The organism is Chitinivorax tropicus, assembly GCF_014202905.1.
In the GTDB taxonomy this organism is placed as follows: domain Bacteria; phylum Pseudomonadota; class Gammaproteobacteria; order Burkholderiales; family SCOH01; genus Chitinivorax; species Chitinivorax tropicus.
Window position 1 is genome coordinate 58,975 of sequence record NZ_JACHHY010000022.1, and the last position, 15,385, is coordinate 74,359.

At 56.5% G+C, this 15,385-nt stretch carries 9 protein-coding genes; 2 read left to right on the plus strand and 7 right to left on the minus strand.

The annotated features are described in order from the left end of the window. Positions 1 to 334: 334 nt before the first annotated feature. Entirely contained in the window at positions 335 to 2,374 is a 2,040-nt protein-coding gene (locus HNQ59_RS15960) for a cellulase family glycosylhydrolase (RefSeq protein ID WP_184041393.1), read from the plus strand. Positions 2,375 to 2,645: 271 nt separating this feature from the next. Next, positions 2,646 to 4,355: an Hsp70 family protein gene (locus HNQ59_RS15965; protein ID WP_184041394.1), complete on the plus strand. Its 1,710-nt coding sequence runs from the start codon at positions 2,646 to 2,648 to the stop codon at positions 4,353 to 4,355. 80 nt (positions 4,356 to 4,435) lie between these two features. Here the strand turns inward: HNQ59_RS15965 and HNQ59_RS15970 are convergent, their stop codons facing one another. From HNQ59_RS15970 to HNQ59_RS16000, 7 genes are all read right to left on the minus strand, one after another. After that, positions 4,436 to 7,948 (minus strand): TIGR02594 family protein, encoded by a 3,513-nt coding sequence (locus tag HNQ59_RS15970; RefSeq protein WP_184041395.1) that lies wholly within the window; start codon positions 7,946 to 7,948, stop codon positions 4,436 to 4,438. 9 nt (positions 7,949 to 7,957) lie between these two features. Continuing rightward, the gene (locus HNQ59_RS15975) at positions 7,958 to 9,103 is read right to left on the minus strand and encodes a cell wall hydrolase (RefSeq protein WP_184041396.1); all 1,146 of its coding nucleotides are present in this window, start codon (positions 9,101 to 9,103) and stop codon (positions 7,958 to 7,960) included. 11 nt (positions 9,104 to 9,114) lie between these two features. Next, positions 9,115 to 10,662: a hypothetical protein gene (locus HNQ59_RS15980; RefSeq protein ID WP_184041397.1), complete on the minus strand. Its 1,548-nt coding sequence runs from the start codon at positions 10,660 to 10,662 to the stop codon at positions 9,115 to 9,117. 258 nt (positions 10,663 to 10,920) lie between these two features. Further along, positions 10,921 to 11,805, minus strand: coding sequence for a class I SAM-dependent methyltransferase (locus tag HNQ59_RS15985; protein ID WP_184041398.1), 885 nt, complete (start codon positions 11,803 to 11,805; stop codon positions 10,921 to 10,923). 178 nt (positions 11,806 to 11,983) lie between these two features. Continuing rightward, positions 11,984 to 14,071, minus strand: coding sequence for a penicillin-binding protein 1C (gene pbpC, locus HNQ59_RS15990; protein ID WP_184041399.1), 2,088 nt, complete (start codon positions 14,069 to 14,071; stop codon positions 11,984 to 11,986). Positions 14,072 to 14,125: 54 nt separating this feature from the next. Continuing rightward, complete coding sequence (locus tag HNQ59_RS15995) at positions 14,126 to 14,884, minus strand: glutathione S-transferase family protein (protein ID WP_184041400.1); 759 nt, start codon at positions 14,882 to 14,884, stop codon at positions 14,126 to 14,128. A gap of 40 nt (positions 14,885 to 14,924) precedes the next feature. After that, the gene (locus HNQ59_RS16000) at positions 14,925 to 15,305 is read right to left on the minus strand and encodes a hypothetical protein (RefSeq protein WP_184041401.1); all 381 of its coding nucleotides are present in this window, start codon (positions 15,303 to 15,305) and stop codon (positions 14,925 to 14,927) included. Positions 15,306 to 15,385: the final 80 nt, after the last annotated feature.

Consider the following 15,385-nt stretch of genomic DNA (forward strand, 5'->3'; position numbering starts at 1 on the left):
CGGGGCGGACAATCTGCTGATGGATGGGATGATAGGTCTGTTGAGACGGTTTCGCAGGTGGGGCCACTTTGACAGCAACTCAAGTAGCGGTATTGCAATGCTTGGTCAATCTGGCTTCAATACCCTGGGTCGGCAACTTTGCCGGGCTTTGTTGGTCGCATATTGGAATGATCCCGCCATGTCGCCGGAAGGTGCCACACAGCACGTCAGGAACATGGTGAGAGATCGATATAGGCACCGCCCATCTTGTCTTGTCCGAATGGCCTAGGTTCTCCGCCATCGCCGTCCTGATCGGCCAATGTGGGTCATGGTGCTCAATTACGAGGAGCGCACCATGCATCAAGCACCACCCCTGTTTCAAGTCCATCCAGACCGGCACCACGTCTGGCCAATCATCCGGTTGCAGTTGATGGCGCTGGTGCTGTTGTTGATCAGCAGCCCATTATTTGCCGCAACACATGATCTGGAAACGATCGATCAATCCCCTGCTGCATCACAGATCCACACCGATACCAAACGTATTCTGATTGCTGGCCGCCAATTCAATGATGCCATTTTCCGCGATGGGCTGGGCCGGGAGGCTGTATTCCGGGGCTGGAATGTCTCCGGCTCGACCAAACTGAATGAGAGCGGCTTCAAGCCATTCCGCTCAATAGCCGATGCCAATTCGGGCTTGGCCGATCTGCGAGCCAGAACAGGCGCCAATGTCATCCGCCTGCTGGTTGCCTGGGAAGCCATCCACCCTGCGCCCGATCAGATCAACACAGCCTATCTGGATGAGATCGCCCAGCAGATCGAGGCCGCTACGACCCGGGGGATGTACGTGTTGTTGGATTACCATCAAGACCTGTATTCCCGGCATCTGTTCAACCCCAACTCGTGGCACACCGGCAATGGCGCACCATTGTGGATCACTGCAGGCGGCAATTACCCTGCGGAATACTGCGGCATCATCTGCGTCAGCTGGGCACAGCACAACCTGACCGATGAAGCGGTGCGGCGGGCATTCCGTCATTTCTGGAACAATGCGCCGGTGAACACGCCCGTGGGCTGGCGGCGTGTGCAGGACAGCTTCATCTGGCAATTGACCGAAGCCATGCGCTATCTGCGTAACCGTCTACCCAGCACGGTTTACGACAAAGTGCTGGGGCTTGATCCATTCAATGAGCCCGTGGATGGCGGCATGGAAGGCTTGTCCGCCAAGGAATGGGACAACCGTAAACTATGGCCCTTCTATGAGCGGGTTCGCCAGGCCATGGATGTTGCGGGCTGGCAAGACAAGCCGGTGTTTGCCGAGCCTCTGGTGTTCTGGAATACCTCAGTGGGGATCGTGGCCCCAGCAACCGGTGGGCGACACCTGCAAACACCACCAGGCGGTCGCTTTGTGTTCAACACCCATTTCTACGATGCGGGGCGGCAAGGCACAGACCTACGAGCGGTCAACAACGGAGCCTACCTGACCCACTTTGAGGAGATCCGCGAGGAGTCCCGTTTCTGGCAGTCCCCGCCCTTTGTCAGTGAATTTGGCATGGGCAACGGCAAACGTGGCCATCAAGACACCAATCGGATCATCAAGGCCATGTACCAGGGGCTGGAGACAACCACCTATGGACACAACAAAGACCGGTTCATCGATGTCTATGCGCCAGTCTTGTCCGGCACACAATGGCAATGGGATCGGTACTACAACCAACACAAAGAAATCATGAACGGCAACCCGGCCAAGCTGCTGACCACCGCTGACGCATGGAATGACGAAGACTACTCCGTAGTACGGTATCAAAATGGCCAACTTGCCTACAACATCGACGCAGCAAATATCGAGCGCATCTACCCACGCCGCACCCAGGGCGATATGGTGCAATTCCACTTCAATGCCATTCCGCGCGATGCGGCGGGCAAGCCCCTGCAATGGAGCATGCTGAAGCTGGATGGGAAGGCCTGGCTGGCAGACCGTGAATTTGCGTTGCTGGTCTGGCAGGGTCGCCGTAGCGATGCCCCGACGGAAGTGTTTCTCCCCCCGCGTTTCGACCCAGCTCGCACCATTGCTGTGACCGATATGGAGATCCGCAACGGTCTGACCGTCGCGACCCGCCCGACACAAGCCCGTAACGAGATCCTGCTGACCGCTGATGTCGGCATCCAGGCAGGGAGTGGCGGGCATCGCGTATTGGTGTGGGACGACGCCGACAACCACGAGACGACCGATAGTTGGCATTTCCTGCTGTTGGTGCCACAACTGGCGGGCGAGGCGATTCCGCCAGCGGTATTGGCCGAATGGCAACGTGAGTTGAATCGTTTGTTGGTCAACGGAAAACAGAGCGTTGTCTATTTGACCGGCAGCATGACCGATGGCGGCTACCCATCGAGATGACGCAGCGCCGGCGTGGATGATGCCCACGCCGGATTGGTTGGCATGGGCTCATCGCGTGCGATCGGGCTGGCCGATGCGGGTGATGAAACCGTGTTCAACCAGCCCGTCATTGCTCCCGAGTGGGCAGCGCCGGCAAGGATTATCCACTCAGGAACACGCAGTGTTCACGTTGAATCAGCCCAATCGGGCTGATTGGTATAAACGAATGGATGCCATCTTGCGCGTAGCAACGTAAAATGAATCGTTTCATTGCCTGATTTTGCTTTGACCCATGATTATCGGTATCGACCTTGGCACCACCAACAGCCTATGCGCCGTCTGGCGCGATGGGCAGGCGGTCATGATTCCCAACGCATTGGGCCACAACCTGACCCCGTCGGTAGTGGGCCTGGATGACAATGGCGATGTGCTGGTTGGCCTGCCAGCACGTGACCGGCTGATTACCCACCCGCATCTGACCACTGCGCTGTTCAAGCGCTATATGGGTTCAGATCGCGTTGTCCAGCTGGGTCGCCAGCGGTTCCGGCCCGAAGAGCTGTCGGCGCTGGTGCTCAAATCCATCAAGGAAGACGCAGAGCGCTTTCTGGGCGAAACGGTGACAGAAGCCATCATCACCGTGCCAGCCTATTTTTCGGATGCGCAACGAAAAGCCACCAAAATCGCCGGACAGCTGGCCGGGTTGAAAGTTGAGCGCCTGCTCAACGAGCCGACTGCGGCAGCTTTGGCCTATGGCTTGAACCAGAGCGAGCTGGAAAGCCGCTTTCTGGTATTTGACCTGGGTGGCGGCACCTTCGATGTATCCATTCTGGAGCTGTTCGAAGGCGTGATGGAAGTGCGCGCCAGCGCGGGCGACAACCTGCTGGGTGGTGAAGATTTTGTCGAAGCCCTGATCGATCAGTTCATCGAAAAGGTCGGCAAACCTGCTGGGCTGACCGATAAAAAGGCTGATGCTTACCTTTATCAATCACTACGCAAGGAAGGCGAACGGGTCAAGCGTGCGCTGAGCAGCAGCGACCGCGTGGAATTCACGATCGAATACCAGAACCAGCCGCTGACCTGGGTCGTCACCGAAGCCGAATTCACCAAAATCGCGGAGCCCTTGCTGAAACGTCTGCGCGAGCCGATCGAGCGTGCATTGCGTGACGCACGTATCCGGGCGCATGAATTGAATCAGATCGTCTTGGCCGGTGGGGCAACCCGCAAGCCCATCATCAAAAAACTGGTGGCCAAGATGTTTGGCCGCCTGCCCGCCATGCACCTGAACCCAGACGAAGTCATCGCCCAGGGGGCCGCCGTGCAGGCTGGCTTGAAGATGCGCGATGCGGCACTCGACGAAATCGTGATGACCGACGTCTGCCCATACACACTTGGCGTGGAAATCAGCGAACAGATCGCGCCGGGCCGTTATCAGGCGGGGTTTTTCCTCCCTATCATCGAGCGCAACTCGGTGGTGCCTGTATCGCGGGAGCAAACGGTATCCACAGTGTTCGACAATCAGGCTGCCGTGATGGTCAGAATCTATCAGGGCGAGAGCCGGCTGATCCGGGACAATATCTTCCTGGGCGAGCTACACGTGCCTGTGCCCCCCAAGCCAGCAGGCGATGTCAGCGTATCCATCCGCTTCACCTACGATGTCAACGGGCTGCTGGAAGCCGAAACAACCGTGGACGAAACCGGCGAGAAGCGGCAGCTGTTGATCGAAGAAAACCCCGGCGTGCTGAAGCCAGAGGAAGTCAAACAGCGCCTGGCTGAGCTGGCGAAGCTGAAAATCCACCCGCGCGAACAACTGGTCAACACGGCGATCCTGGCGCGAGCAGATCGCCTGTATCAACAGACCCGTGGCGAAGAGCGCCTGTTCATCGGCCATGAAACCGCACGCTTCCAAGCAGCGCTGGAGTCACAAGATCAGGATCTGATCCAGGCGGCGCGTGAAGAGCTGAAAACCGCGCTGGATCAAGTGGAAGGCGAAACCTGGCTGTAATCAGGGAACGCCAGCCCGCCCTCGCACCCCAGGTCGGACAAGCTACGTTACAGCGTGGCTTGTCCGTTGGTATGGGGTGGCTATTTCAGCTTGTTGTAGGCGTGATCCAACTTCTGGTCGTAACGGTTTTTCGCATAGGCGGGGCCATTGTACAAACGGGCAAAAGTCGCCCAGTCGCGTTCTTTCAATGCCTCCACCATCTTGCCTTTGCGTTCGGTTTGAATGAACTGACACCACAGATCGAGCTGAGTTTTTTCGTCTGCAGACATCTGGCTGACAAAGGCGGCCACATCTGCCGCCCCACACGCCTTGAAATTCATCCCCAGTATCTGGAACATGCCCCACGAGGTGGCCAATGCGGGGATCTCTGCCGCTGTCAGTGTTCCGTAAGGCGTGATTGGAATGGGGCGGCCAGCCAATTGGGCAGCTAGGAAACTGCAGGCTTTTAGATAACGATCCCATTCTTTATCACCCACTTGGTTGAAGCGCACGTCCCAGCTGGGGTTCAAATAGGTATAGGGCTGACCTGTTTGCTGGTTGGCCAGCGTTTCGGGGTCAAGCCCTAGTTCACGTAACACTTTCCAGAGAATATGCCCCTCCAGCCGGACAATGGGTTTGCCATTTGTTGGGTAAAACCCCCGCCCGGATGATTCCACCGCCACCACTGCTTGGATAGTTGCGCGTTCTATACCCAGCGCGTTGGCAGCTGTCTGCAAATCAGCAGGAACCAAACGTGCTGGAATACCCGCACCTGCAGGTGCAGCACCAGCACCAGCACCAGCACCAGCACCAGCACCAGCACCAGCACCAGCACCAGCACCAGCACCAGCAGACATCAGCATATCCCAAGTCGGCACACCCACAACACCAGTAGCCGGCAGGCTGTTTTGGGACTGAAAGGTAACCACCGCTTGCTCCGTCCGGGGCCCGAACAAGCCGTCCTCAACCAGGCTGGCCCCGGCATTGATCAACAGCCGCTGTAGACGCAGTACGGCTGATCGGTCGCCGCTGCCTCGTTGTAAACGGGGCTTGTCAGCGGGATCGGGTTCCAGCAAGGGGCGGATGGTTTGGTCATCATCAGGGGCAACCGCTTGCGGGTCTTGCTGGCCCGTGTCGGGCCAGCGGGTAGCCAACAAGCGGTGTTTTGTCTTCAGGAACTGACTGACCTTCACCTGATCACTCTGGTTGCCGCCCAACACGATATAGCGCTCGGTCGTCTCGGCAAGCAGGAAGCCGACATGGGCACCAGGCCCTTTTCCAGGGTCGGCCTTGCCCACTTGCAACAGGACAACGATGGCGCCATAGATGGGCTGACAGGGCTCACCCCAATCGCGCCAGCTGGATGCAACCCGCAAGCCACTTGGCACATATCCGGCCTGCTTCATCACCCAGTTTGCAAAGCTGGAACACCATGGCACCTCATCACCAGGGGTATCGTTGCTGCTATCGGCACGACGGTATTTGTCGATGGCAGGATTGGATGGCAGACCGGCAAATTCCTGCACTCCCAGCTCCTGAATCGCGTAGCGCATCCACACGGGCTGCATCAGGCTGGCGGGCAGCTCATCGATCACTTGGGTCAAGGCCAGCCAAGTGATGGGGCCAACCGTGCCATCCACCGAGATATCTTGCTGGCTCTGGAATTTCGTGACGGCGGCACCCAACGCTTCATCAAACAGCTCGCTATTGGCGGGCTCGCCGGGCAGTTGATGATTGATCAGCGCTCGCCTCAGCAAGATGACGTCAGGGTGGCGCACATTGAGCTCCAGTGGCGTATTGGGCGCGGCGGAGGGGTTAGGCAGCAGGTTATTGGTGCCACTCTGTGCTGTGGGCACGTTCCAGAGCAGCTGCTTGATCCAGTTTTCATCCAGCTCCCACAGCGGCGTGGCGTCGCCCTTGTCCTTGCGGAAGGCATAAATGGCATCGCGGGTCTTGCCATCCAGCTCACCAGTGGTCGGGACACCTAATTTCTGTTGGATCTGCATGATCTGGTTTGGCGAGAGGCGGCGCTCTGCATCATTCACCGTATTGGCAAACCAGCCATCGCGCGACGGGGAAGGCGTGCCGGTGGCAGATGCCGTCGTGGCGGTCTGCTCTGCGGCTGGGGCTTGGCTGGCCAGGGCAGCTCTGAGCGGGGCGGCCCGTTTCAGTAGATCGAACCAGAACGGGGCGCCCAGCGACAAGGCAATGGTTGTGAGAAACCAGCCAAATACCAATTTTAGCCAACCCCAATACAGGGCCAGTGGGTCGTTCTGGCCCTTGATCCCATGATAATACTGCTGGAATTGCCAGGTATCTTCACCCCTGCCGATGGGAATACCGAATTCGCCTCGGCTGGCGGCAATTTGCAAACGGGTACACTCCTCTTTGAAAGGAGAACGCAGACCACCACATATGCCTTTTCCTATCGGGGCGAGGCGCTTCACATCAAAAGCAATCAGTTGGTTGGCTTGATTGATCTGCGTGGTGATCTTGTCGATCCGCGCCTTCAGATCCTTGTCATTTTTGCGGGTTGGGTCCGGGAAGGTCTGGCCGATGGCAATGATCAGTTCCGAGAGGTCATGACGGATCTGGAACAGGTCTTGGGGCGGGGTGCCAGCACAACCCGGTGCTTGGTTGGATGGCTTCAATACTTCCTCGTCCAGGTTCAAATAGCTTTTGGCAATGGATTGCCGGTTTTGATAAAGGCGGTCAATCCAGTGGTAAGGGCTGTTCTGGCAGCGCAGCGCTGGGTTGGGGCAAGTTTCGCCAGGTGAATTGGGAAGGCAGAATTGGCGGAATTCAGCGTTGTCGATCATCAAATCCCGCAGAGCCTGGGTGGCGCCGATCAAGGCGTTATCGATGTCCAGCGCGTTATTGGCACTAGCGGCACTGGCAACACTGGCGGCGCTGCTTGTCGGTGCAAGGCTGACCTTGGCCGACTTCACGGCAGCTTCCGGTGTGTCGGCCTTGGCTGCCTGGGTTGCACTGCTGGCCAATGCCTCTCGGGTGGCCGAATCAATCGACAACATATGAGCAAGATACAGCGTATCGATATTGGCGCTACATGCCAGTACAAAAGCGATGAGTAGTGTCCGGCTGTGGAGCTTACGTTTATACCAGCCGATATTGCGTTCACCTACATGACCAAACCAGGTGCCAACCGCTGCTTCGAAGCTCTCCCATGACGCTTCGTTGCCCCGCAGCAGCGGGGCCAGGCTGCCAACGATCTTATCCTTGTTGGGAATCTTGGTATTGTTGGCCATCTGCGCCATGAACTCGCCTGGCGAGCTTGGCTTTGCACCCTGGTATTGCACCAGGACATCCAGAAAAGCCTTTGCAAAAATGTCGTTGGGTATGGCGGATGGCTTGCGATCATTTTCATACAAAGATGCAATCAGGCCATGTTGATAGAAATCCTGCGTAATGCCCTGGGTAGATGTGTCTTTGCTGCCGGTTGAGCCAAATGCGGAGTGAATGGCCGACTCCATATTCGAGCCGCGTAACCCAAAGGCATGATTCAGAACGGTTTCGTTGATCTGTGTTAGGAGGATGCTGAACAACAGGTAGATCAGCATCAGGCCCAATACGACATCCAGTGCAATGGAGTTCATGGCGGCTCCTTAAAGATCAATATCGTTGTAGAAGCTCAACCCGCCGATACGCGCACAGGGCTGGCACGCACCTACCCAAGCCGGTGGCGGTACGATCCAGTCCGGGTGATAGCGGGTTGCGCCTTTTGTCGGGTCGGGTTGAATGCCATTTGCCAACGCTTGTTCGGCAATGGTCTGCGCCATCTTCAAGGTACTTTGCTCGGCGACGCTCAATTGCTCCGATCTCAGCAGCATGCGTTTGATCGTGCTGCTCGTGGCATCCCAGCAGCGGAATTGATAGGGTTTGTGGCAGACCTCGACCATATTGCAGCCCATCCACTTGCCGAATTTGCGCCGTGCCAACGCCACGGCGGCAACCGCTTGCATGGCCTCATTGCCCAGCTCCCCTGCTTCACCCCAGATGGTGCGGGCCAGCGCCTCTTGCTCATCGGAGGGAAGTGGGATGGGTGGCGAAGCTGTACCGGCCAGGGTGGGGCTGGCAGATGGCCCAGTCGATGCGCGCGGCTTGGTGATGTATTGAATTTGGAATCGATCAGCAATGGCTGATGTCTTACAGAAATAGGCCTCGCCCGCTGCCTGGGTAACACCGCAATGGATGCCGACCAGCTCATCACGCGCATTCCATACCGCAGCGCCACTGTCCCCATCCAACAAGGTGGATTCAGGCCGGTATCGGACAGCCATCCTGACGACCTGGCTAACCGCCCGCTGGTTGCCGTCATCTCGCTCCACCAGAATGGGGAAATTGTCCTCGTGCGCGATGACGATGCCTCGTACCACACCATGACTGGTCTGTACAAAGACCGTTTCGTCGGAGAGCACTGGAGCGCCCGCCTGACCGGCAGACAACAGCGTGGGGTAAAGCGGCATCAACGTCTTTGCCAGCGTGGCGTCAATATCGATCAGGGCAGCGTCCAGTTGTGCGGCATCGATACCTGGTTTGGGCTCCAGATTGGCTGCCACCCCAAAGGGAATCGACCACCGCCTATCAATGAGCAATTGACTGGAACGGAAATGCACAACCACATGGCCGCAGGTCAATAGATAGTAATTGCCCGTTGCATCCTGACATAACGTGGCAATGGTACCTTTGGTCTGTCCGTCCGATAGATTGAGCTGAAGCCTGACCAATAGGGATTGTGAGGGGTTGGGCATCTCGGGCATCCTCACCTGGTCGGTACATCATGCTTCAGTTGGATCGGCGTGGAGCGCGCATCCCCCGCCATGAAGACCAACGTGCCATCAATCGGTTTTTTCTCATCTTTCAGCGAAAGAACAACCACCAGACTTTTACCTTGCTGAGTCGTCACCATGTTCACATTGTCGGTGCCAACCCCATTCAGTGACGCGACAGGTATGGTTTTGCTGCCCGTTGCGGTGATCTGGATCGGATCTTTCGTCAAGACCTGCACGCCTCGCAGCGGCTGGATAGTGATTCGATCAACTGTTTCAGGGCCGTGGCACAACTTGAGCTGTTCATCAGCCAACGTGACCTGATTGGATATCGAATCATGGAGGCCCGAAACCGATGCCATGGCCGCCCGTAATACCTGCAGCTCCTTTTCCAATAAACGTTTGGACTTGTTGGCGGATTTACGGGTGTCGATCCCTGATTGCTGTTTGACTGGCGTTGCGTCCGTCGCTTGCTTGTCCTGCGGTGTAATCAGCTTAGGTATTTCAATCGCTTTGATCGCCTCCAAAGCCAATGCTGCATTAGGTTGTTGCTTGATGAGCTCGGTATTGACAGCATGGCTGATGGCCTCCGTGCTTCTATTCAGTGCAGCCTTGCGGTGGGCACCTTCCAATTGCTGGATCTGTTGATCTACTCGATTCAATAGGTTCTGTGCCTTGAGCACGACACTGTTTATTTCGTCAAAGTCCGGATATTGACAAACACTAGTCTTTTTCCCGCAGTTTTTATTGATGGATTGGTACAATTTACCGCCAGCTGTTCCAGCTAACGAGAGTGACGGCTGCTCACATTGCTTACCTAGGCTATTTGAGCAGGTTGGATTACTGCTTTCCTTTTCCATCTGTTCCTGAAGGTTCGAGACCGCTTTATTCAGCTTCAGAATCTGCGTTTCCTGCAGGGTGATTTCATCATTTGAAAGATACAGTAGCTTGCTTGCATGAATCTGACAGGACAAGCTTTCCATGCCAGACATCAAAATCAGCTGCCTGCTTTCCAATGGGGTGAGCCTGGATAAGGCAACGATGGCAGCAGCACCCAGGCCGTAGTTTCTGGCAGCAGCCCCACCGCCATGTGCTGCCAACTGGTAGATGGCTGCAGTACCCAGGCCAAATGCCGCATAGGTGGAAAATGCATTCTGCTTGGCGCTGAATTGAATTTCATCTTGCCATTTTTGATAAAGATACGTAGTTTGCGTTTGTGCTTTTTTCAACTCTGATTGATTATTATTTCTCCAGGCCATTCTGAATTTAAAGGTATTGAATTGAGATTCCTTATTTTCATCAGGGCAGCGTGCATTTAGACTGTCTATATATGCCTTAACAATAGCTTGGCAATCGTGGTGGTTCGACGGTGATTCTTTCTGTGGCGGGGACGAGGCGTCATTTTGTGTGGTATCTTGAAAGACCGGTTGGGTGCTGCAACCATCTGTTACACAGGTGATCGCCGTTATGAGAAAGACAAGGCGAAAAGCTGTAGTGGTTGGAATTGAATTGAAGAGAATTCTAATATTCGAACGGAGCATTACAATACCTCCTGCCGCCCCCATTTCGGCTGTATCAGTACCTCATGGCGTACTTTTTAATATTGACTTAGGATTTGCCATATTTATTCATAGCATGCGGCATTACCTTTTCAAGAAAACAGATAAGCAAATATATTGGGCATTACCATAATTACTTTATTGCAAATATGCGTATGCGTTGAAATTAAAATACCAAGTAACCCTAAAGCCAGATGCAACACCCAGCCTGCACGCAGGGTGATCCGAGCCATATCACCCTCAGCCCACGCGGGTTTCAACCATGTAAAACTGATCGAACACGGGCTCGCTCTCAAGCACCAGGTGCTCTGCTTGTCGCAGTGTGTGGAGGATGTCGCTGAAACGCTTGATGGTAGGCGGTGTCGATTGGAACTCACGGATCAGCGCCGCGATGTCCTGCGGTGTTCCGCCCCAGAGCAAAGGCTCCCCATGTGAAGTGGCATAGCGGGCGGCCCGTTGGAACGCACGGGAGTCGAGTGTGTTCAGTTGAGCGCAATCAAAGATCAGCCGACTACCAGGGGCCAATTGCTTCGTCAATGTCTGCAAGGTGTAGCGAACAGCTTGATGATCGAGGTAATAGGCCACCCCCTCCCAGATGACAAAGGTTGGCACATCGGCCAAGGCCTTACTCTGTGACAGAGTGGCCGCCCAATCGCCCATGAAATCGACGGCGATATAGTGGACGCGGCTTGGCACGGTGATCTGGTGTGCATTCAGGATGGCCAGCTTGGCGGCTTGTGTGGCAGGGTGGTCTACCTCGATGAAGTGGGTATCTGCAAAGGCGGGGCGATAGGCGCGGTAGTCGAACCCCGCTCCCAGCAACAGGATCTGGCGAAAGCCCTGTGCGTAGGCCTCCGCCAGCCGATCATCGATATACCGGTAACGCAGGGCCACTACATCACACATACCTCGCACCCCGGCCCGCAGATGTGCGCAGCCGCGCAGAACATGATACGTGAGGGTTCGAAAGGGCCCCTGCAGGATGAATCGCCAGCTTTGCCAAGGCGGTGGGATCATCTGCAGTGACAACGCATCATGCAGAATACGTTGATTGGGCGGTGCAATGCTGCAAAGCGCCCTGACTGCGGCCACATCTGCAGCGGTACGGCTGGCTCGATCGAGCATGGCGCTCTCCCTGGGCAGGTGTTGTGGGCAATCTCTGATGATGAGGGATTAGACCATGCCGACAATACCCTGGCTGACGAAACGCTGCGATTCACACGACAACGTATCCCTGTGACTGCTGGTCATCAATAGCAAACGGTGGCTGGGCACGCCCCATGCCCATCCCATACATTGTGGCTCACTGACGGCGTAACGTTCCTCTGACTTCAAACCGGATGGTTTTCTCAGGCTGAAGGCCACCTTTGAAACCCAGTCTGTACTGGCCAGGTAGTGGCTGCCACCAGATGGCGCTGGCTGGCTGTCCCAGCGGCTTGCCGTTCAGCAGCCACTGTCCGGTTGTATCGGCCTCGAAACGGACGCGTTGCCGATTGACCGGGATGTCGGGGTCCAGTGCGATGATCTCGCCATCCGTTGGGTAGAGGATAGGATTGCCAACGGTACTGGTCTGCTCGATGACCGCTGTTTCCGTGCCCGCCAGAAAGACCTCACGGCGAGGCGGCTCGACAGCGGGGGTGAATTTCACCATCTGGCGGACGATCCCTTTTGGCGGTGCAACAGGCTGGCTGGGCTGATTGGCGTGTAAACGATGCACAACTTCACGCCAGGCCGGGGCGGCTCCGCTGACACCGGATACATTCCACATCGGCTCACCGCTGAAATTGCCAACCCAGACACCAATGGTATAGCGGCTGGTGAAGCCGATGCACCAGTTGTCGCGCATGTCTTTGCTGGTGCCGGTTTTGACAGCGGACCAAACTCGCGTCGCCAATGGGTTTTCAAGCCCGAAACTACTGGCCCGCGCACCCCGATCACTGAGAATATCACCAACCAGCCAGCTGGCTGCACCATCGCTGACCTGCACGCCTCGCGGCCTATTGCCTGGGATCAGGGTGGGCGTGCTGGCTTGTCCTTGATTGGCCAGCGTGCGATAGGCATTGGTGAGTTGCCACAGGCTGACATCCGCCGAACCCAGCGCCAACGAAAATCCATAGAAGTCAGCGCTCTGCGGCAAGTCCAGACCCAGTGCGTTGAGGTGTTTGTAGAAAGGCTCAATGCCGACCAACAGCAAGGTGCGGATCGCTGGCAGATTCAATGAGCCCGCCAGGCTGGTGCGCACACTGACCGTGCCACGGAAGGACTTGTCATAGTTTTGCGGCATATACAGACCGCCTGCCGTATCGATATTGACCGGGCTGTCATCCAGCAACGAAGCAGGGGTGAGCAAGCGTTGCGCGAACGCCATCTGATACAAGAACGGCTTGAGTGTAGACCCCGCTTGGCGCTTGGCCTGCACCCCATCGACTTGGCTACGGTCGAGATTCTCGCTCACATACGCCAAGACCTGCCCGCTCCGGTTGTCGATGACCAAGCCCGCAGCATTATGGGTGTTCTGCCGCTGCAGGTCGGCCAGCTGCCGGTGCAGGATCTCACGCACCGCTCGTTGCAGGTCAGCATCCAATGTCGACTTGACCGAGCGTCCTGCTTGATCGAGCAGCCGCTGGGCGACCTCCGGCGCATCATTGATGGCCAGCCGGTTCTTATTGGCCAGGCTCAGGGCTTGGCTGGCCAGCCCTTGCAGATAAGCACAGCCCACCCGTGCCTGCATCGCGTTGGCCAGCTCACAGGCCCGTCGAGAAATGGTATCGGCACTGGCATTAGGGCCACGTAACAACACGGCCAGGATGATACTTTCACCTTGATTCAAGCCGGCAGGCATTTTGCCGAATAACAACGTGCTGGCTGCGGCCACGCCGATGGCCTCTCCTCGAAAGGGGGCCAGGTTCAGATAGCCTTCCAGAATCTGATCCTTGCTCCAATCGGCTTCCAGCGCTTTGGCAGCGCGGATCTGCCCCAGTTTCTGCAACAGGCTGCGTCCATCTGGGCCAGCTTTCAGGTCTTCATCCAACAATCCGGCCAATTGCATGGTCAGCGTGCTGGCACCTCGATTGCCACCCTCCGCCTGTTCTTTCGCGGCCCCAGCCAACGCTTGCCAATCGATGCCACTGTGTTCGAGAAAGCGGCGGTCTTCTGACAGGATGACCGCTTTTTTCAACTCGGGTGAGATATCGGGCAATGACACCCACTCAAGCCGCCGAACGTGCGGATTGATGCGCTTGCTGGCCAGAATCGCGCCTCGGCGGTCGAGCAACCAGCTTTCAGATGGCTGCCAGCCCTGCCTGACAGCTTGGAAGGCCGGGAGCGCAAAGGCGGACGAGGTACTGAGAAGCGTACAGAGTAAAAGCAGAGGGCGCTGTAATGAAATCATGGACTGGGTCGATGGCCGTCGTGCATTGAGCACGACGGCAGAGCAAGCAGGCTGCTACGACTGTGCCACAGCCTGATACGCATGGTCAGGCAGAGGCCGGTCTGCAAAGCAACGCGCCCACATGCGGTGACAATAGGCATTCAATTGAGGGTACTGGCGCGCATGATCGATGACCGGACTTTTCACTGGCGTCCACAGTAGATTGGCCAGAAACCCGAATACAGTGGCATCGAGCGTGCAGGGCTGATTCCCCATGAAGAATGGCTTGTCACCGAGAAAAGCCACAACAGCATCGATATCTTTACAGCCGAAGGCATAGATCTGCTCAGGGGTGTGATGGCCCATACCCTGACCCACGCAATCGCGCCGCAACTTGCGCTGGGCCAGGGTCTGTACCAGCTGCCGGACAACAGGTGGCAATTTGCCGAAGAACAGACCTCGCATCCAGGACCAGTTACGGTCATCCAGCCAGCGACCATACAGGGTCGGCCAATACAGGCTTTCCTCGAACATCCGTTGAAAAGCATGGGCCACGGCCCGGTCGGTTGCATCCAGGTGGTCGTCCAGCTGATCGTTGTAACGGGTTTTCAGGTGCTGGATGATGATCGACGAATCAGCAATGATCTGGCCATTGTCATCGATGAAAGGCAGCTTACGCTTGGGGGCGCGGAAAACATGATCTCCTTTGATCACTTCATAGGGTAGACCGGTCAAGCGGAAATACGTTTCCAGCTTCATGCAAAATGGGCTGATATTCGGCAGCCCCCACATGAGGGGAAATTGATAGAGCTTGATAGGTGCAGTTGGCGACATGCTGATAGCTCCGAGACAGGTTGAAATAAATTCCGGCAGATCAATGTTTGCTTTCGGTGGTCTTGCCTTTTTCTGCTTCTGCGCTCTTGTCACCCTCCTTGGCCGCGGGTTTGTCCTTTCCTTGGTCTTCCTCGGCAGCTTCGGTTTTGGGGTCAGGCTTCGGTTCGTCTGCTGGAGGGGCGATGTTGTCGATCTTCTTCTGCATCATGTAATCATGCATCTCTCGCCAGCCCGAATAGACCTCCGCCCGGTCTGCACGTGGGTTGCGCTTGTAGCAATCCTCAAGTGATCGGCCAGACAACCGACAGCCCGCACCAACCGCTTTGGCTTCACGTTGCTTGCGGTTGAGTGCATTGTTGATCTGATCGCATCCGGTGGTGCCCAGCAAGGCGACCAGCATCGAGATATGCAGTAGCTTCATATAGGTGAACCTTGTCATGGGTCGGCCATGTGGCTGGCCGACGGTCTTGTTCCACATGTTGCTGCCATTGTGCCCGATTG

Coding starts and splice junctions, on each gene's coding strand:
- HNQ59_RS15960 (WP_184041393.1), top strand. CDS start 335: ATGCATCAAGCACCACCCCTGTTTCAAGTCCATCCAGACCGGCACCAC.
- HNQ59_RS15970 (WP_184041395.1), bottom strand. CDS start 7,948: ATGAACTCCATTGCACTGGATGTCGTATTGGGCCTGATGCTGATCTAC.
- HNQ59_RS15985 (WP_184041398.1), bottom strand. CDS start 11,805: ATGCTCGATCGAGCCAGCCGTACCGCTGCAGATGTGGCCGCAGTCAGG.
- HNQ59_RS15975 (WP_184041396.1), bottom strand. CDS start 9,103: ATGCCCAACCCCTCACAATCCCTATTGGTCAGGCTTCAGCTCAATCTA.
- HNQ59_RS15965 (WP_184041394.1), top strand. CDS start 2,646: ATGATTATCGGTATCGACCTTGGCACCACCAACAGCCTATGCGCCGTC.
- HNQ59_RS15995 (WP_184041400.1), bottom strand. CDS start 14,884: ATGTCGCCAACTGCACCTATCAAGCTCTATCAATTTCCCCTCATGTGG.
- HNQ59_RS16000 (WP_184041401.1), bottom strand. CDS start 15,305: ATGAAGCTACTGCATATCTCGATGCTGGTCGCCTTGCTGGGCACCACC.
- pbpC (WP_184041399.1), bottom strand. CDS start 14,071: ATGATTTCATTACAGCGCCCTCTGCTTTTACTCTGTACGCTTCTCAGT.
- HNQ59_RS15980 (WP_184041397.1), bottom strand. CDS start 10,662: ATGCTCCGTTCGAATATTAGAATTCTCTTCAATTCAATTCCAACCACT.